This is a genomic window from Sporomusa aerivorans (genome assembly GCF_041428895.1).
Lineage (GTDB): Bacteria > Bacillota > Negativicutes > Sporomusales > Sporomusaceae > Sporomusa > Sporomusa aerivorans.
On sequence record NZ_CP156926.1, the window covers coordinates 1,941,730 to 1,961,241 of the forward strand.

At 46.0% G+C, this 19,512-nt stretch carries 15 protein-coding genes; 11 read left to right on the forward strand and 4 right to left on the reverse strand.

Features of this window, described 5'->3' with window-relative positions; genetic code table 11:
- Positions 1-453: 453 nt before the first annotated feature.
- From SATMO3_RS08825 to SATMO3_RS08840, 4 genes are all read left to right on the forward strand, one after another.
- Positions 454-2,496, forward strand: a complete 2,043-nt coding sequence (locus SATMO3_RS08825) for an OPT family oligopeptide transporter (protein WP_371380149.1) — start codon at positions 454-456, stop codon at positions 2,494-2,496.
- A 164-nt stretch (positions 2,497-2,660) separates the two neighbouring features.
- The gene (locus SATMO3_RS08830) at positions 2,661-3,269 is read left to right on the forward strand and encodes a DNA-3-methyladenine glycosylase (protein WP_371380151.1); all 609 of its coding nucleotides are present in this window, start codon (positions 2,661-2,663) and stop codon (positions 3,267-3,269) included.
- Between the two features lie 70 nt (positions 3,270-3,339).
- Positions 3,340-3,771 (forward strand): GNAT family N-acetyltransferase, encoded by a 432-nt coding sequence (locus SATMO3_RS08835; RefSeq protein WP_371380153.1) that lies wholly within the window; start codon positions 3,340-3,342, stop codon positions 3,769-3,771.
- A 232-nt stretch (positions 3,772-4,003) separates the two neighbouring features.
- The gene (locus SATMO3_RS08840; protein ID WP_371380155.1) at positions 4,004-5,275 is read left to right on the forward strand and encodes a PocR ligand-binding domain-containing protein; all 1,272 of its coding nucleotides are present in this window, start codon (positions 4,004-4,006) and stop codon (positions 5,273-5,275) included.
- Between the two features lie 82 nt (positions 5,276-5,357).
- On the opposite strand, the gene SATMO3_RS08845 is transcribed toward SATMO3_RS08840, so the two are convergent.
- Positions 5,358-5,873, reverse strand: a complete 516-nt coding sequence (locus SATMO3_RS08845; protein ID WP_371380156.1) for a GNAT family N-acetyltransferase — start codon at positions 5,871-5,873, stop codon at positions 5,358-5,360.
- 248 nt (positions 5,874-6,121) lie between these two features.
- Here SATMO3_RS08845 and SATMO3_RS08850 point away from each other — a divergent pair, with 248 nt between their 5' ends.
- From SATMO3_RS08850 to SATMO3_RS08865, 4 genes are all read left to right on the forward strand, one after another.
- Positions 6,122-7,882 (forward strand): sigma 54-interacting transcriptional regulator, encoded by a 1,761-nt coding sequence (locus SATMO3_RS08850; protein WP_371380158.1) that lies wholly within the window; start codon positions 6,122-6,124, stop codon positions 7,880-7,882.
- A 187-nt stretch (positions 7,883-8,069) separates the two neighbouring features.
- On the forward strand, positions 8,070-9,125 hold the full coding sequence (locus SATMO3_RS08855; protein WP_371380159.1) for a Glu/Leu/Phe/Val dehydrogenase: 1,056 nt from the start codon (positions 8,070-8,072) through the stop codon (positions 9,123-9,125).
- A 148-nt stretch (positions 9,126-9,273) separates the two neighbouring features.
- A complete protein-coding gene (locus SATMO3_RS08860; RefSeq protein ID WP_371380161.1) occupies positions 9,274-10,692 on the forward strand; it encodes an amino acid permease in 1,419 nt (472 codons plus the stop codon).
- Positions 10,693-10,868: 176 nt separating this feature from the next.
- On the forward strand, positions 10,869-12,287 hold the full coding sequence (locus tag SATMO3_RS08865) for a GntP family permease (protein ID WP_371380162.1): 1,419 nt from the start codon (positions 10,869-10,871) through the stop codon (positions 12,285-12,287).
- Here the strand turns inward: SATMO3_RS08865 and SATMO3_RS08870 are convergent.
- From SATMO3_RS08870 to SATMO3_RS08880, 3 genes are all read right to left on the reverse strand, one after another.
- Positions 12,284-13,177 (reverse strand): VOC family protein, encoded by an 894-nt coding sequence (locus tag SATMO3_RS08870; RefSeq protein ID WP_371380163.1) that lies wholly within the window; start codon positions 13,175-13,177, stop codon positions 12,284-12,286. The two genes, SATMO3_RS08865 and SATMO3_RS08870, sit on opposite strands and share 4 nt — an antisense overlap.
- 233 nt (positions 13,178-13,410) lie before the next feature.
- Complete coding sequence (locus tag SATMO3_RS08875) at positions 13,411-15,474, reverse strand: SBBP repeat-containing protein (protein WP_371380165.1); 2,064 nt, start codon at positions 15,472-15,474, stop codon at positions 13,411-13,413.
- Positions 15,475-15,818: 344 nt separating this feature from the next.
- Positions 15,819-16,718: a LysR family transcriptional regulator gene (locus SATMO3_RS08880; RefSeq protein ID WP_371380167.1), complete on the reverse strand. Its 900-nt coding sequence runs from the start codon at positions 16,716-16,718 to the stop codon at positions 15,819-15,821.
- Positions 16,719-16,840: 122 nt separating this feature from the next.
- Between SATMO3_RS08880 and SATMO3_RS08885 the strand changes: the two genes are divergently transcribed.
- The 3 genes from SATMO3_RS08885 to SATMO3_RS08895 all read left to right on the forward strand — a co-directional run bounded on the left by SATMO3_RS08885 (position 16,841) and on the right by SATMO3_RS08895 (position 19,418).
- Complete coding sequence (locus SATMO3_RS08885; RefSeq protein ID WP_371380169.1) at positions 16,841-17,482, forward strand: lactate utilization protein; 642 nt, start codon at positions 16,841-16,843, stop codon at positions 17,480-17,482.
- A 431-nt stretch (positions 17,483-17,913) separates the two neighbouring features.
- Entirely contained in the window at positions 17,914-19,236 is a 1,323-nt protein-coding gene (locus SATMO3_RS08890; RefSeq protein WP_371380171.1) for a diguanylate cyclase, read from the forward strand.
- A gap of 59 nt (positions 19,237-19,295) precedes the next feature.
- Positions 19,296-19,418, forward strand: coding sequence for a hypothetical protein (locus SATMO3_RS08895; RefSeq protein WP_371380173.1), 123 nt, complete (start codon positions 19,296-19,298; stop codon positions 19,416-19,418).
- The last annotated feature ends 94 nt before the right edge of the window (positions 19,419-19,512 follow it).

Below are 19,512 nucleotides of genomic sequence, written 5' to 3' on the forward strand. Positions count from 1 at the left end.
TCCACTGTTAGCAGCAGCAGGACTGGGGCGTTTTTTTATCAGGTAAGAAATTTTTAGCCGAACAAAAGAATGATTATCATAATTAAATGTACTAATATATATTCTAATAAAAGCGTAGAACATAAATATTAGCTCTGCGTTTCTTAGAATAAAGCAAAAAGCTATTTCTATCCCGAAACGGCTTTTTGCATCTGTAAAGGTGTTGTCCTCTGAATGAAGACAAAAGTGAACACAATGATTTTTTTGTCTCTCTATTGCGTATGTTTTCCTAAAATTATGCAGGAGTTTGCTTTTACTAATAGAAATTTATTAAAATAATCTTCTGGTATTTATCAAGGGCTACTACCATAATCAAACGAGCTCTGCAGTAAGAGAGGGGAGGCGGTATATGGCAGTTTTGTAAAAAATGCAAAGGGTTAGGGTTGGCAAAAAAATAAAATGAGGAGCATACTTATGAAACAAGTAGATTTTATGAGTCATGAGTTGAACGTACCTGAACTTACGTTTCGCGGAATGCTACTGGGAATGCTAATAACAGCCATTTTTACGGCCTCCAATGTTTATTTGGGCTTAAAAGTAGGCTTGACGTTCTCTTCGTCTATTCCCGCGGCGGTTATTTCTATGGCAATTTTGAAGATATACAGCGATTCTAATGTTTTAGAAAATAATATGGTTCAGACTCAGGCATCGGCAGCAGGCACTCTTTCGGCAGTTATATTTATCATTCCCGGCCTACTGATGATTGGGTATTGGCAGGGATTTGCTTTCTGGCAGACTTTAATGATTTGTGCTTGCGGCGGCAGTCTCGGCGTGCTGTTCACTATTCCACTGCGCCGGGCTATGATTGTCAATAGTGATTTGCCATATCCGGAAGGTTTGGCAGCGGCCGAAATTCTGAAAGTTGGCAGCGGCGACGCAGCCGGAGCCAAAGACAACGGCATAAAGGATATTATGTCCGGAGGCATTGTCGCAGCTATTATTGCTTTATGTGCGGATGGTTTTCACCTTCTTTCCTCGGCAGTGCACTATTGGTTTACTTTCGGTAAAATTACCTCACAGCTGCCGCTTGGCTTTTCTTCGGCTTTGCTGGGGGCAGGCTATCTGATTGGCATTGCCAGTGGCATGGCCATGCTAACGGGGACCATTCTGGCCTGGGGTGTATTTGTACCCTACCTCACTTCTGTAATGACACCGGCGGCAGGACAGAGCGCCAGCGCATTTGCCCAGGCTGTATGGGCGCAAAAGGTGCGCCTTATCGGTGCGGGAACGATTGGCATTGCGGCCATTTGGACGTTGATTACGTTATTAAAACCCATTATCGACGGCATGCGTATCTCGCTGCAAGCTATGAGCAGCGCGGACACCGGAAAAAGCTTGCACCGCATGGACACAGACTTATCGCCGAAAACGACAGCCATAATTTTGGGTGTTATTGTTATCGGCTTACTGGGGACATTCTATTCCTTTATTGCCGATGCAAATCTTTCGGCAGGCGCTACCTGGATTTTTGTTATTGCCGGTGTTGCCGTCTCGGTTTGTATGGGCTTCTTTGTGGCGGCTGCATGTGGCTATATGGCCGGCTTAATCGGTACATCAGCCAGTCCTATTTCCGGTATTGGCATACTGGGAATTATTATCTCCTCGCTGGTGGTTTTGGGAATCGGTTCTGCAGTCAGTCTTTTTGATACAGAGATAGGTACTAAATTTGCCATTGCTTTAGCTATTTTCACGACAAGTGTTATTGTCAGCATCGCTGCTATCTCAAACGATAACCTGCAGGATTTAAAAACCGGTTATTTAGTCGGCGCTACGCCTTGGAAGCAGCAGGTAGCTTTGTTTTTAGGCTGCATCATCGGCGCTTTTGCCATTGCGCCGGTATTGAATCTGTTGTATGAAGCGTACGGTTTTGTCGGCGCCATGCCGCGCGCCGGTATGGACGAAAGTCAAGTTCTGTCTGCACCGCAGGCAACTTTGATGACTACGATTGCCAAAGGGATCTTCAGTCATAATTTAGACTGGAATTATATTCTCTTTGGTGTAGGCGTCGGTGTGGTCATCATAATCGTAGATTTACTCTTGAAAAAGAACTCGGCCAGATACTGCCTGCCGCCGCTCGCGGTCGGAATGGGCATTTATTTGCCGCCTACTCTGGAGATGCCGCTTATCATCGGGGCGGTCATGAGCTACCTGGTGTACCGGTATTTACGGAAGCGGGCGGAGCAGCGGAGTCCGCAAAATGTTGAAGAAGATGTGGAAGTTTGCAATCGACACGGGGTATTGTTTGCGTCCGGGCTTATTGTTGGTGAAAGTCTGATGGGCGTTCTCATGGCTATCATCATTGTATTCTCGGTAACAAGCGGCGGCAGCGATTCGCCGCTGGCAATCGCCGGCAAGGATTTCGGGCCTACGGCTGATTGGCTCGGTCTGGGCGTATTTATCGCATTGATCGCTTTATTTATATATCGGGTTGTTAGTGTAAAATCCGAAACGAATTAAACAATTTTTTCGATTATCTCTAATAGTAATCCTATGGCATAAAAATAACGTGAACTTCGCTGGCGGCGAGGTTCACGTATTTTTATTTCGCCTAGTCTGTTATAATTAGTTAATGCATTTTGCATTTTAAATTAAAATAAAACTAAAATGGAGTTTGGGAACAAATGCGGATTTTTGAATATGGCCAAAAAGAGCTGGAATACCTAAAACGCAAGGATAAGAAACTTGGTGCAGCCATAGACAGGATCGGTATGATAGAACGCGAGATTACTCCTGAACCATTTACTGCACTTGTTTCAAGCGTTGTAAGTCAGCAAATTTCCAATAAGGCGGCAGAAACCGTATGGAACAGGTTAGCGGGTCTTGTTGGTATTATCTCACCGGCAGGCATTGCCCAGGCAAGCCTGTCTGAAATCCAAGGCTGCGGTATGAGTGTAAGAAAAGCTGGATATATAAAGGGAATTGCCGAGGCCGCAATAGCCGGTGCGGTGAACTTCGCGACACTGCATACTCAGACTGATGAGGAGATAATAAAAAAGTTGTCCGCGCTTAATGGCGTTGGTATATGGACTGCTGAGATGCTGCTGATTTTTTCGCTGCGCCGTCCTGATGTGGTAAGTTACGGGGATTTAGCCATCCGCAGAGGTATGATGAATTTATATGGGCTCAAAGATCTCCCGCAAGAAAAATTCGTAAGGTATAGAAAAAGATATTCACCGTACGGTTCTGTTGCATCATTGTATCTGTGGGAGCTTTCTGTGTTAAAGCACTAACCGTAACTTTTCACCTGAAACAGAGTCCCTGTCCCCGTGTTTTTTCCAGAGAATTGAGGAGGAAGCAGGTATGATTACAAAACCATCGGAGAATGACTTTGAACGACTTATAACCATCTGGGAAAATGCGGTCCGGGCAACACATAGCTTTGTAACCGAAGAAGATATCCGGCAATATAAACCCTTAATTCTAAATGAGTACTTTCATGTGGTAGAGCTATTTTGCAACCGGGATGAGCATCAGATCATCAATGGATTCATGGGCGTAGCGGGCGATAAGCTGGAAATGCTATTTGTTGATAACTGCCGTCGTGGCGAAGGAATCGGAAAAGAGCTGCTAACGTATGCTATAAACCGGTTAAATGTTAATAAGGTTGACGTTAATGAACAAAATCCGCAAGCCGTTGATTTTTACAAACATATGGGCTTTAGAGTGGTAAGCCGCTCGGCGGTGGACTCTACAGGCAAAAACTACCCTATTCTGTCAATGGAGCTTAAGTAAGCGTAGTCAGCCGGGGATGAGGCGGGATATATTTTATAAGCAGGAAGGCAATCTCATAATGGCGCCTGAGGCTGCCTTCCTGCTATGTTATAGGACAAATGTCACGCAATATTGGTGAAAAAATAAAATAAAGGAATTTCAAATATTTGGTAGAATAGTGATATATTGCAATATATGTTTACTTTTTATGGGCATAGATTTGGTGAATTATTACGAATAATGAGAGGGAGCTATGACGCAAGGCTACAGTCAAGACAAAAGGCAGCCTGATGACGTCAACATGATCAGGCTGATCGATGTAATTGATCTCAATTTTCTGCAGCGTTTTCAGGACGATTTTGCAGAAAGCGTTGGCTTAGCCAGCATAACTGTCGATGTTGATGGTAAGCCGATTACTTCTCCCAGTAAATATACCAAATTTTGCATGAACTATACTCACTCCACCGCGTGCGGCGACAAACGCTGCGCCGCATCGCACCGAAAAGGGGGTGAGAAGGCGGCCCGAACTGGAAAACCGGTAGTATATGAATGTCATGCCGGTCTTATTGACTTTGCTGCTCCAATTGTGCTGGAAGGCAGGCTTATTGGTACAATCTTGGGCGGACAGGTGCTGACAGGGAAACCTATTGAAGAGAAATATAGAAAAATTGCCAATGAAATTGGCGTTAATGAAGACGAATATATTGCAGCTGTCAACGAAGTTACTATATTAACGAAAGAACGTATTGAGGCCGCTGCCAATGTTCTCTATAATGTTGCCAACTGCTTGTCCGCGACAGCCTATCATGAACGAAAACTACAACAGACAACAGATGTTCTGAATAGTAGTTTAAACCAGATGTCGGTTACCATGGACCGCCTCAATATTGTCGGGGAAATGGCCGCCAGCATTGGGCATGAAATACGTAATCCCATGACAACCGTTCGGGGCTACTTGCAGTTATTACAGTTAAAAGATGATTTTACCAAATACCGTGAGCATTTTAGTGTAATGATTGGTGAATTGGACCGGGCAAACAGTATCATTACCGAGTTCTTATCATTAGCAAAAAACAAGGCTGTCGAAATGAAGATCGGCAATATTAACAATGTTATTGAAGCTTTGCAGCCGCTTTTGCAAGCTGATGCCTCCTGCCGAGGGCATCAGCTGCTTGTCGAATTAAGTGAGATTCAGGATAATCTGTTTGATGAAAAAGAAATCCGGCAGATGATCCTGAATCTGGTGCGCAATGGCTTTGAGGCTATGCAGGACAGCGGGGAAGTTCGCATTCGTACGTATGAAAAAAATGGTAAGGTTATAATATCAATTCACGATAAAGGGATAGGGATACCGGACGAGGTAATACAAAAACTGGGTACTCCGTTCCTAACCACCAAAGACTATGGTACAGGCTTAGGCTTGCCAGTTTGCTATCGCATTGCCGAAAGACATGGCGCCAGTATTGAGGTGGATTCCTCTTCGCAAGGCACAACCATCGCCCTGCTATTTGAACCGCTAAAATAGAAGCCTGTTTCTGTCCAGCCGCTACAAGAAGCACAAATCCTGCATCCATATGTATGGGAGCAGGATTTTTATTGTTCTAAAACTATTGGCTGGTTGCAATAGAATATAAAAAGGTCCGAATATCCCTGTTTCTTCTGTTATAAAATTCTTTTTCCTTTGTCATACCGATCTTTTCGGCTGTTTTCCTCGAACCGGCGTGGTTATACGGCATATTTGCACATAGCCTGTTAAATTTAAGTTCGGTGAAGGCATAGTTTCTGCAAGCGTCTGCCGCTTCAACAGCGAATCCGTTATGCCAGTATGGATAATGGATTATATAGCCTAAGTCATTTTCTTGCTTACCGTCTATTTCTGAGATTACTATGCCACAGTCGCCAATAATTTCACCAGTTTCTTTCAACAGGACAGACCACCTCCCAAACCCTAGCTCATGGTACCGTATAATATTACTCTTTACCCAAGTTTCGGTCTGCTGTAATGTGAATGGTGCAGGCCAGAAACTCATTGTCAGGGGGTTGGAAAAAATTTGGTGGAGCTTGGCTATGTCATTATATGAGTGTTCTCTGATCATTAATCTATTTGTTTCCAGTACATTCATACTAATATACCACTCCTAAACTGTATAAACGAATGCCAAAGCTAAAGAAAATGCTTTCTGAAGCGATGAATATGTAATTTAAATTCCGTTTATTATATTATTTTCCTTTTTGGAGTTTTTAATTTAAAAATTTTTGGTCAATATTGGCAGTTAATGTCCATCACCACGAGAGGAATTAAATGTTGTTTGGAGAAATATGGTAGTATTAGTGGCGTTCAATCTGCAAAATAACCGGGAGGTTGTGTGTGGTGAAAGTACACAAATTAATCCCAAGTATTGACTGGAGTATAAGCAGCCGGGAAATGCAGGATATTTTAAATTCAACCCATGATGCCATCGTAGCTGTCAATAGAAAGGGCATCATTATACTTTTTAATACAGCAGCTGAACGACTGCTGGGAATTAAGGCGTGGAAAGCCTATGGTGAATATGCCCGGGACATTATTCCCGGCTCGCGCCTTCATTGCGTGCTGGAGACCGGCTTGCCTGAGCTTAACCAAAAGCAGGAGACCGGCGGCATCTGCATCCTTACCAACCGTGTGCCGGTCCGGGATGAAAACAACCGTATCGTGGGGGCGGTGGCCGTATTTCGCGATATGACGGAAATTCGCCAGCTAGCCGAGGAAATGACTTGTATTAAAGAAATGAAAAATTTGCTGGAAGCTATCATCAATACTTCACAGGATGTCATTTCCGTGGTGGATGACCAAGGCAAGATCATCATGGTCAACCCTGCCTATACACGGGTGATCGGCATGCGTAAGGATGAAGTAGTAGGTAAGCCTCCTACCGTCGACATCCGCCAGGGCGAGAGTGTTCATCTGCGTGTCATGCAGTCTATGGAAGCGGTGCGGGGTGTACCGTTAAAGGTTGGACCGGCCAATCGCGAGGTTATCATCAATGCGGCGCCGTTGATTATCGATGGCCGGCTGCGCGGCAGTGTGGCCATGGCCCATGATGTTTCCGAGTTTAAATTTCTTTCCGCAGAGCCTAACAGCATGCAAGCGCTGATGAGTCAGGAACAGGCCCGTTATACTTTTCATGATATTGTGGCTTCGGGACCGGTTATGAAGGCGGCGGTGGAAAATGCCTGCCGGGCGGCGCTTACGCCTGCAACTGTACTCCTGGCGGGAGAGAGCGGCACGGGAAAAGAATTATTTGCCCATGCCATTCATAATGGCAGCCAGCGAAAATACCGCCGGTTTATCCGGGTAAATTGTGCGGCAATACCGGAAACCTTGCTGGAGAGCGAGCTGTTTGGCTATGAGGCCGGGGCATTCAGCGGCGCACTTAAGAGCGGAAAAAAGGGCCTTTTGGAAGAGGCTGACGGCGGCACTCTGTTTCTGGATGAAATAGGCGAAATTCCTTCTTCGATTCAGGTCAAATTACTGCGAGTTCTGCAGGAAAGGGAAATAACCCGGGTTGGCGGCGTCCGGACATTTGAGCTTGACTTAAGAATTATTGCTGCCACTAACAAAAACCTGGAAGATGAAGTGAGAAAAGGGAACTTCCGCAAAGATCTTTTCTACCGGATCAGTGTTTTCCCAATAACGATACCGCCGCTGCGCCAGCGGTGCGGGGATCTGCCGGTGTTGTGCCGGCATTTGTTGACCAAGCTCAACCGGGAATATGGACGCAGCGTACAGGGGATTGCGGAAACTGCAGCGAACTTGCTGGACGGATACAATTGGCCGGGTAATGTGCGGGAATTGGAAAATGTTCTGGGCCGCGCCCTTATTAATATGCATTTTAATGAATACATAATTCTGCCGGTCCATTTACCCCCACTCGCTTCCGGAAAAGAACCCGGTGTTGAGCGGGAGTGCGCTGACGGTTCCGTTCAGACTCTGGCAGAGATAATGGAAGAAGCGGAACGGCGGGCCATTACCGCTGCAGTTGCCAGATGCGGGGGCAACCGGGCTGAAGCCGCCTGTTGCCTTAACATTTCTTTGCGTACCCTGTACTACAAACTGGAGAAATACGGGCTAAGCCGCGGCAGTCCGGAATAATGACAGGTAGGATCTGAGAGTGCAAAAAAAATCACTGCAAGACCTTGCAATTGCTGCAAGGTCTTGCAGTGATTTTTTTTGTTTTACTGGCCAAGACTGGGATTTTACGGGCAGGCTTAGTATGGCACATTTCTTGCGGTTAAAAATTATCAGATTGATTACTACTATTTACAAGGAGGGGTTTGTGATGGGAATCTTCACAAGAATGGAACAACATGGGTATGAGCAGTTGGTTTTTTGCCATGACCCGGCCTCGGGCTTAAAAGCCATTATTTGTCTCCATGATACTACACTTGGACCGGCGCTGGGCGGTACACGCATGTGGCAATATGAGTGCGAGGAAGAGGCTATAACTGATGTGGTGCGTCTGGCCAGGGGAATGACCTATAAGAATGCAGCCGCCGGTCTTAACATCGGGGGAGGAAAAGCTGTTATTATCGGTAATTCCAAGACGGATAAGAGTGAAGCGTTGTTCAGGGCCTTTGGCCGCTTTGTCCAGAGCCTGAACGGGCGGTATATTACCTCGGAAGATGTCGGTACCGCCGTCGAAGATATGGATTATATCCGCATGGAAACTGAACATGTCGTTGGGCTTGGTGTGGCTGATCCCTCACCTGTTACTGCATATGGAACCTGGAAAGGTATGAAAGCCTGCGCGGCCGCCGTTTGGAGTACTGATTCGCTCCGGGGAAAAACTGTGGCCGTACAAGGACTGGGACATGTTGGCTATACCCTTTGCCAGCATCTTCATGAAGAAGGGGCCAATCTTGTTGTAACAGATATCAGCGGGGAAAATATTAACCGTGTGGTTGCTGATTTTGGTGGCAAAGCAGTTGCGCCGCATGAAATCTATGGAGTTTTGTGTGATATATTTGCGCCTTGCGCCTTAGGGGCTGTCGTCAATGATGAAACCCTCCCGCTGTTAAAGTGCCGCATTATTGCCGGTGCCGCCAACAATCAGCTCAAGGAAACCAGACACGGAGATATTCTGCATGACCGGGGAATCTTATATGCTCCCGATTTTATAATCAATGCCGGGGGCGTAATCAATGTAGCCGACGAATTGCAAGGCGGCTACAGCCGTGAACGGGCCCTGAGAAAAGTAGACGGTATTTACAATACGATCGAACAAATTATCGCTATCTCCAGACAGGACGGGATTCCAACCTATAAGGCCGCCGAAGTATTGGCAGAAAAACGGATTGCTTTAATTGGCAAAGTGAAGAAAACCTTTTTACCGTAATGTGTATTTCCCCTCCCGCACCGAATGATTGTCAAGCATACCCAATTGGGCTGTCGCTAAATGGTGGGGAGGGGATTGTTGCCGCGGGCGCTACGCAGGCGGATAAACGGCGATTCATTGAATATTCTCAGGGAAGAGGAGGGAAAAAATGAGTCTGTTTCGTAAAAAAAATATTGCAGAACTGATCCGGGGCACCGAAAAAAGTGGTTTAAGAAAGTCGCTGGGGGCGACGGATCTGGTTTTGCTGGGAATCGGCTGTATTATTGGCACCGGCATTTTTGTTCTCACAGGAGTAGCCGCCGCAAAATATGCAGGACCGGGAATCATGCTTTCCTTTGTTTTATCTGGTCTGGCCTGCGCTTTCGCCGCTCTGGCCTATTCAGAGCTGTCAGCTATGGTGCCGGTCACTGGGAGTGCCTATACGTTTGCTTATGTTTCCATGGGTGAAATAGTCGCTTTTGCGGTGGGCTGGGCTTTAGTCTGTGAATACACGATTGGATCGGCGGCGGTAGCGGCCGGCTGGTCCGGGTATATGGTCGGGCTGCTTAGATCGGCGGGAATTGATTTGCCCGCAGCCTGGACCGCCGTCCCGGCAGACGGCGGTATTCTGAATGTTCCTGCGGTTATCATTACAACTTTTCTTACTTATCTATTGATACTGGGAACCCGGGAGAGCGCTGCGCTTAATAAAATTCTGGTATTTATTAAATTAGGGTGTATAGCTTTCTTCCTGTTCATCGCCACTCCCCATGTCGATCCGCTAAACTGGCAGCCATTTCTGCCCTTCGGCTGGGGCGGTGTGGCTACAGGTGCCGCCATCGTGTTTTTTGCCTATATCGGCTTTGATACTGTGTCCACTGCTGCTGAGGAATGCAAAAATCCCAACAGGGATATTCCCATTGGCATTGTCGGTTCGCTGATTATCTGTACTGTGCTCTATATTGCCGTTGCGGCTGTCCTGACCGGCATTGTGCCTTATTCAAGCCTGAACACCAGTGAACCGGTAGCTTATGCCCTGCGTGCCATTGGCATGAACTTCGGCAGTGCCCTTGTGGCCCTGGGCGCTATTTGCGGCATTACCACAGTGCTTTTAGTATTTATGTATGGCCAGACCCGGGTATTTTTGGCGATGGCCCGCGATGGCATGATTCCGCAAAACCTGGTGAAAATTCACCCCAAATATAATACGCCTCATGTGATTACAATGATTGCCGGCACCGTTGTGGCTATACTGAGCGGTTTACTGCCTATCAATATTATTGCCGAACTCTGCAACATGGGAACACTGTTTGCTTTTATGTTAGTCTCGGCAGGTGTATGGGTGCTGCGCAGAACCCAACCGGATATGCCCCGGCCATTTCGTTGCCCGGCCGTTAATGTGGTTGTGCCGCTGGCTATACTGCTATGCGGTTATCTGATTGCCAATTTACCGGTAGAAACCCGGATGTTTTTCGGAGCCTGGTACATTATCGGCATGTGCGTGTACTTCGCTTACAGCCGGAAACATAGTACCCTGGCAGCAAAATCTGCTGATAGTTCCCGCCAGCCTCCCTTTGATACTCAATGAAGAAGTAATGACCGCCGTCAGTTTTGAACGGCGGTCATTACTGTTCTTAAGGCTGCGAGCAGGGCTTTAGGATCTTGAATCTTTAGGGCCGTAGTTACATTGTACTTGCGCGCTTTTTACAATACGATATAATGTCAGTATGCACTATATATGATGAAGTGAAATGAGGATGATCTGTGGAACTGTTTACAATCCTACTAAGTTTAATCTTACTAATGTTCTTTGCTTTCCGAGGTTACTCCATTATTTTGTTCGCTCCCCTGTTCGCCGTTTTGGCTGCTGCAGCCAGTAATTTTAGTTTGATGCCGGTATATACGGAAATCTTTATGACTAAGGCCGCCGAATATTTTAAAATGTATTTTTCCATTTTCCTGTTGGGGGCCGTTTTCGCTAAGGTTATGGAAGAGGGTGGACTGGCCCGGGCAATTGCCGGAACTATAGCCAGAAAACTGGGCAAGGAGAATGCTATCCTCGCAGTAATACTAGGGTGTGCTTTTCTTACTTATGGCGGAATTAGTGTATTTGTTGTTGTTTTTGTTATGTACCCATTTGCCAGTGCCTTGTACCGGGAGGCGAACATTCCGAAACGATTTATTCCTGCGGCTCTATGGCTGGGAACATTTACCTTCAGTATGGGAGCCTTTCCGGGCTCGCCGCAGATTCAAAACATTATACCAACGGCATTTTTTGGTACTACCACCTGGGCCGCCCCCATGCTGGGTGCGGTCAGCGGGCTGGCTATTTTTTTACTTGGCTGGGCCTGGCTCTTATACAGGCAGCGCCAGGCTGCGGGACAAAATGAAGGTTATGGAACACATACGATAAATGAGCCTGAGGAAAAAGCGGAAGGGCGAATGCCGGACCAACTGCTGGCGTTTCTGCCGCTTGTTGTCGTTCTGCTGGCTAATCTATATCTTAGCAATCCCTTCAAATGGTCTTGGGCCTATCAATGGAATGAAGAAATTCTGTTGCCCTTCAAAGTTTTGAAACTGTCGCTGTTGAGTACCGGCGTAGATAAAGTACGGGCAATTTGGTCGTTAAATATTGCCTTGATTCTAGGAATTCTGCTCGCAATCTACATTGGGCGGGATCAGTTTCGCCGAACAGGCGGGATTGCGGCTTCCCTCAATAGCGGGGCAAACAGTTCCTTGGTAGCCGTGCTTAATACCGCTTCCGGGTATGGCTATGGCAGTGTGGTGGCCAGCCTGGCAGGCTTCCAGGTAATTAAAGCTTTCCTCCTGGATATTAAAATCGGGGCAGGTCCTCTGGTCTCGGAAGCTATTACCGTCAATATTATGGCGGCAATTACCGGCTCGGCGTCAGGCGGCATAACAATCGCACTTGGTATGCTGGGGGCGGATTACTTAACCTGGGCGCAAACTGCCAGTATCTCGCCCGATGTTCTGCACCGTTTTGCCGCGCTGGCTTCCAGCGGGCTGGACTCTATGCCCCACAACGGTGGTCTTATCACCGTAATGGCAGTGTGTGGTTTGACCCATAAGCAAGCCTATTATGATCTTTTTGTAATTACGGTTATGAAAACACTGCTTATCTTTCTGTTTATTGCGCTGTATATAATGGCCGGAAATTTCTAAGCTTTATTTTTCTGTTTACGCGCATTCTCCAGCGTATTCAAATCAAACTTTTTCATTTGTAAGAACGCCGCGGTAACGCTGCGGAGCTCATCCTTTGACCCGTTAAACAGGATTTTGTCCAAGCTTTCCGGGACAATCTGCCACGATACGCCGAATTTGTCTTTTATCCAGCCGCATTGTTCCGCCTCAGGAATAGCGGACAGCTTATCCCAGAAGTAGTCAATTTCGTTTTGATCCTTGCAGTTTATCATGAAAGAAAATGCTTCACTGAAACCGAAGTCCACGTCAAAAGCATTATCCATTGCTGAAAAATCAAGACCGCCAAGTTTGAAAGCGGCATAATTCACCCTGGCCTTTGGCGATACGGCCTCTCCTGCACCATATCTGCTGATTATTCCTGGTTCTGAATCCGGGAATATTGTTGTGTAGTATTTTACTGCTTCTTCGGCTTGCCCGCAGGCGTCACTGGAAAAAAGCAAGTTTGGCGTGAGCTTTTGAACAGCTTTTCCGCTGTCCGTAAGCATCAGCTGCCAGGACAAACCATAGCGGTCCTGCACCCAGCCGTACCACTTGCTAAAGGGATATTCACCAAGCGGCATTAATGCCGATCCGCCCGCTAATAACGCTGTCCATCTGGTGGTGACTTCTTCTACAGAGTAGCAGGCCACCAGCAGGGATATGGACGGATTGAAGCGGAAGTAGGGGCCTGCGCTTATTGCCTTAAAGGGCTGTCCGGCCAATTCAAAGCTTACAATTTCTGCATCTCCGGAAGGTGTATTCTCTAGTACTGCCACCTTTAATAGGCTAGAGTCGTCAAATAAGCTGATATAAAATAAGGCCGCCTCTTTTGCTGCTTTATCATACCATAAATGGGGAACAATCTGTTGCATAATGACCTCCTTCATGAATATAAGCAGGTATGATAGTGACGATTAATAATATTGTGGCTCATTTTTACGAAATAAAGTCTGCTTTTTACTGCCGGCATCAGAATTTATGCAATGATACTTGAACAAGACGTTTAATACGAATTTATTTCAGCATGGTTTAACAGGGAATGCATAGCAAATATGGGGCAGGGGGCGTTAAGCGCCTCTGCCCCTGTATTTTTAGATTACCATGCCTAGCGTGAGGAGATTTTTATCACAAAAGCATCGACTAAACCACCGCTAAACACAGGCTGGAGCGAATGCTTAGTCGGGAAATCCAGTGAATTGACAACGCCTGTCACATAGGCATTGCCGCTAGAGTCCAAAGCTATACTGATGCCTTCTTCCCGACCACTGCCCCCGAAATAGGTGGAGTAGACAAAACAGCCGCCGCTGGCACTGAGTTTGGTGATAAAGGCATCAAGAGGACCACCGCCAAAGGTCGGCTGCAACGGGTTATGGGTCGGAAAATTAAGCGAGTTTGTAAAACCGGTCACGTTGGCATTGCCAAAAGCATCCACAGCGATGCCGAAACCTTCGTCTAAGCCGCTGCCGCCAAGGTAGGTGGAATATATCAGGAAGGAGCCGCAGGCGCTGATTTTGGTTACAAAGGCGTCAAATTCGCCGCCGCCGAAATTCGGCTGCAATGCCCTTAACGTCGGGAAGTTCAAGGAATTTGTAAAGCCTGTCACATAAGCATTTTCCAAGGAATCCACCGCTATGCCGATACCTTCATCCTGGCCGCTGCCGCCTAGATAAGTGGAATATACAAGACCGGTTCCGCAAGCTGCAATCCTAGTCACAAAAGTATCGAATTCGCCCCCGCCAAAGGAAGGCTGCAGAGCGCATTTCGTTGGAAAATTGGCCGAATTGGTCCGGCCGGTAACATAGGCATTACCTAATTTGTCAACCGTCAGGCCCAAGCCTTCATCATCGCCGCTGCCACCCAGGTAAGTTGAGTAAACAAGGCCGGAGCCGCCAGCATTGATTTCGGTCACAAAAGCGTCGTATTCACCGCCGCCAAAAACCGGTTGCAACGCATTTTTCGTCGAAAAATTCGCTGAGGCGGTAAAACCGGTCACGTAAGCATTGCTGCAAGAATCCACCGCGATATTGATGGCCGCATCTTCATCGCTGCCACCCAGATATGTCGAGTAAACAAGACCTGAACCGCAAGCGTTGATTTTAGTAACAAAGGCGTCGGAAATACCGCCCCCATAAAACGGCTGTAACGCATTTTGCAAGGGGAAATTCACTGAATCGGTAACACCTGCCACATAAGCGTTGCCGCCTGCATCCACAGTAATGCCGGTAATAAAATCGAAGCCGCTGCCGCCTAGATACGTTGAATAAATCAGCGCAGTACCGCAGGCATTGATCTTGGTCACAAAGGAATCGGTTCCTCCTCCTGACATTGGTTGCAGCGGATTGTGGGTTGGAAAGTTTATGGAGGTGGTTATTCCTGTTGCATAGGCATTATCGGCTGAGTCTACTGCAATCCAAGCGCCGGCGTCTTCTTCGCCGCCGCCAAGATAGGTAGAGTAGATTAGCACAGGATCGATTATCAAGGGGCGGTCAGTAGCATAATTTGCTACGTTAAAACCAATCCGGTTGCCGTCCTTTAACCGGTAGCTGCAGGAAATTTCCTGTCTGGTGTCATCACTTTCCTGGTAAACTAAGGGTTTGCGCAACCGTATTTGTTCGCCGGAGACATGCAGCACCAAGTCGCCGCAGTCAGCCAGCTCTAATTGATCAAGACCTTGAAAATCAAGAGTAATTATCGATGGATCTGTGCCGGGAGCTAGCACGAAGTCATACTCCAGCTGCCCTTGTTTGCCGTAATAGATCATGTCGACCCCGGGATAGACATTCCGGTACCTGATTTTTTTATAGGTCGGTATTTCTGTACGCCATTGTGCAGGGTCGTTACCGATAAAATAGTTGACAATACCAGGCAGTTTCTCCAGTCCCTCCACCTGCAGCTGAGGGTCAGCGCCCGCTAAATTCATCGACAAGGTTGCTTTGGTTACTCTTGCCTGCCTGATCATATCTTTCTTGCTGAGACTGTGTACTTTACGCCTGGTGTGGTTACATTGCACTACCAGTATGGCTCCTTCGGCAGTCAAAAGCAAGGTATAGCCGCTCCCCCTGGCCATGAACTTTACCGCTGCTTCTGTCTGGCCATAGTTAGCTTCAAAACTCGTAGGCAATGCAGCGTAAGCTGCAATTGAAGGTTGTTCGGCAGTAGGGTTTTGCATATCCCGGCGCTCCTTTCTTTTTTGGGTTAACGAGTTCGTTGCCCTTTAGGCTGGTAAGGTCTGTAATGAATTGGATGGTGAGCAGAGAAATCAGTATAGAGAACAATAATTACCCATAGCATTATATGAATATTCACTGCCCTTGTTTACAAAACAGGTTGAAATAAAATATAACTGGCAGGCGATGTTTAAGGTGACAGACAGGGCGCTCCTGCGTTTATCCTGGAGTGGACTTCTGATAGACTGGTAAAAAATAGAAAAGCTCAGGCAATTTAGCAGTGTGCCCGAGTTTCTCTTTATTGTTTATCTCTTATAATTTTCCGTACATCACGGGGGCTCAGCTGTTACTGCTGGCTGCGGGGAAAATCGAATTTGCTGCGAATTAACTTGAGAAAGCTTAGCATGGCAGGCGTTAGCCACTTATCCTTATGATAAACAATCTGGGTGTACATCCCGAAGTCACGGCCATTCCAGGGAAGTTCAGCCAAAAGATTGGCCGATACTTCTTTTTCTACATAAATCTTCGGCAAAATAGCGATTCCCAGTCCGCTGATGACAAACTGCTTTATTGCCTCGATATTTTTTACCTTCATAAAGGAACGGGGTTTTATATCATTGTCGTCAAGCAGAGTTTCGATGAAGGTCCTATACGCGCATCCTTCTTGCGTGACGATGAAGTCTTCGGCGCTAAAGTCGCAAATGTCAATGGTCGCTTGCTGCGCAAGCGGATGATCGACAGCAGCAATAAATGACATTGGTTCTGGACACAGTATTTCTGTAGAGAGCGTGGAATAGGGAACCTTGTCGGTCAGGATAACCGACATATCAATAACGTTATTTTTAAGATCGGTATAGAACTTAGCAATATCTCCAAACTTAAGCTCTATTTCAATAGACGGATGCTCGCGGCGAAAATCCTTTAACAGTGCCGGCAGGCGGACCACGGAAAAAGTTTCACTTGCGCCAATAATAATCTTGCCGTAAGCCGCTTTTTCAGAAACAGAATCAACGGCTTCGTCTACAAGTTTGAGAATTCGTTCCGCATAACTGATAAAATGTTCGCCTGCACGTGTTAAGCGGATGCTGTGCCCAAGCCGGTCGAACAATTTAATCTTCAGCTCTCTTTCTAAGGATTGAATGTGAGCTGTTAAGGTTGGCTGCGTATAACCTAAGTGTTGTGCAGCCTGTGCAAAGCTCCCCTCATTTTTTATGGCAATAAGTGTTTGCAGTTGTCTGATTTCCAAGAGTACACATCCTATAATTATTTTCTATTGTTTTAATACGTACTATTAATTTTACGCCTAAAGAATATCATGCTAGAGTTACTATTGCAAGCATAATTCTTTAACTCAGGGAGGAATCAATAATGACAGAACAATTGAATGCTGAGGAGCAGGCCCTTGCAATGAAGACAGTAGAGGCGCTGTTGAAAAACAGATTTAACGCATCCTTTTACCCAACTGCGCAGGCAGCGCTGGCAGAACTCCTTAACGTCATCCCGCCGGATGCAACTGTTGGTATTGGCGGTTCATGGACATTGATCCAGCTGGAGGTAGTGGAAAAGTTAGAAGCGCGCGGCAACACCGTTTATTGCCACCATAAGCCCGGTCTGAGTCCGGAGGAAATATTGGATATCAGGCGCAAGCAGCTTACTTGTGACGTATTTTTGACAAGTACGAACGCTCTTACCGAAGATGGCAGGCTGGTCAATACCGATGCCACAGGCAATCGGGTGGCGGCCATGATATTTGGCCCCAAAAAAGTTATCGTTCTTGCCGGTGTTAATAAAATTGCAGGTACTGTTGATGAAGCAGAGGAGCGTATTCGTTCCAAGGCGGCGCCGCTTAATAATAAACGGTTGAACAGGCCTAATCCGTGTGTAAAGACCGGCTGTTGTGTCGACTGTCAGGGACCGACCCGCCTGTGTAATGTAACTACCGTTATTCATAAACGGCCGCCGGCTTCAGACATTCATGTGTGGGTGATTGGTGAGGAAGCAGGCTATTAATATTTGCCCATGTAATCGCTGCTTGAAACCAGCTCAGCAGGAAGGCCGCCTAAACGGGAAAGCAAGCATCGTATTCTTGTTAGGAACGGGGATTAGGGAGTGCAAAAATAGCTATTGGACCTGGTTGTAAAAAACAAGGTCCCTGTCCCCTTGTTTCAAGAAACTCCGTACAAAATCTGAGTGATTTTGTACGGAGTTTCTTATGTCTGAAGATATTACTGCCGTCAGGCCGCGAATCACGGAAAAAAAGCAATGGCTATAATATAGACATTGCAATGTAGTGCAACTACAGACGCAAAGCTGTAAAAATATACAAGCCCGCTTTATGAAATCTTAACCTTATATCGAGTTTTCCTGATCCTTGATATTTGTTATAATTAAGTAATACTTTTCATTTGTGGCAAATGATATTCTTAGATTGGATTGATCAAATGCGTTTATTATATAAATTTACATTGCTGCTTAGCATTCTGGTTGTTTTGAATAGTTTAGCTCAATTCATAGTATTTGATAAAATTTTTATTTCGGATACCGATGCTTTATTATTAGATATTAATGAGCAAGCTGCAAATAATGTTAGTATGCAATTAGCGGAGAATTTTAAAAAAATTGCGCTGTCGCTGAAAGTAATTGCCGCAGATGAAAAAATCAGGGAGAATCAGGACACACTTGATAAAATCAACACGGTTTTTTCTGAAGTAGACGTAATTACAATCCTTAATCGCCAGGGAGATATTTTGCTCATATCCGGCAATCAATATAGCCCTATGGTTTCAAATTTATCACAAAGAGAATATTTTAAACAAGCAATCCAGGGCCGAACTTATATTAGCGACGTTTTTACGAGTGCCAGGGGTTTTAAAGTGGTAAGCATTGCAGTTCCCATCATCAAAAATGAAACAATTGACGGCGTCGTTGTCGGGCTTGTTAAACTCCATGGCAATTCACTGGCATCCATGTTCGATAATACGTTATTTGGGAGAAATGGGTATATTTCTATTCTGGACCGGCGAGGCGATATCGTTTATCATCCTAATAAAGAACGAATTGGCCAAAAAGCTGTAATTTTTGATCGGCTGGATGGCCGGAAAGGATCAAGAATCTTAAAGGATTCTTCAGGCAGCGACCAATTCGTAGGCTATAGCAAAGTGCCGGACTTAGGCTGGAGTGTTACAATTAATACACCGACTGCCGATATAATAAAAAACAGAAATATTATGATCTACGAGATTTTGTCATTGTCGATCGCCGGGATATTTGTCATTGTTCTGGTTGGCATATATACGGCAAGGCGTTATACTGAGCCGCTCGATCAACTGGTGCAGGCATTTAATACTTTAAAAGACGGTAACTACAAAAAGATTGACTCCCGGAGCTATGAAAAAGAGTTCCATGAAATTGTTCATGTTTATAATAAGACGGTTGAAAAACTGGAGGAAGTTCATAACGATCTTGAGGAGGCCGCTGATATCGACTCTCTAACAGGCGCGTATAATCGCCGGGCTTTCGAAAATCACTTCTGTATTTTGCAGCAGGAAATAAGTAATTGTACTGTGGTGAGTGTAGGCCTTTGCCTATTGGATATCGATCATTTCAAAGGCTTAAACGATACATCCGGGCATCTGGCCGGTGATTATATATTGAAAAGGATTACTGAAATAATGAAGTCGATAGCAGGCGAACAGGCGGTGTTCCGCTTTGGCGGAGATGAATTTGCGGTTATACTTCGCGATATTCGGATGAAAGACTATTAGCGGTTGCGGAAGCAATTCGCTCAGCCTGTGAAAAGTCCTTGAATGGTTGTACTGTTAGTATGGGGGTGGCTACATTCCCCCAGGATACGAATTCGATAGATAAATTATTGGAATTGGCTGATGGGGCTCTCTATGCGAGCAAAAAAAATAAGAATAAAGTAACTGCTTATACAAAACAATGATAGGGACAGCTTCAGCCTGGCGCTTTAGTGTGGTATCTGGAGCGGCTGGTCATTCGTTTCGAATTTATGAATGTGGTTGGTTAAAACAAATAAG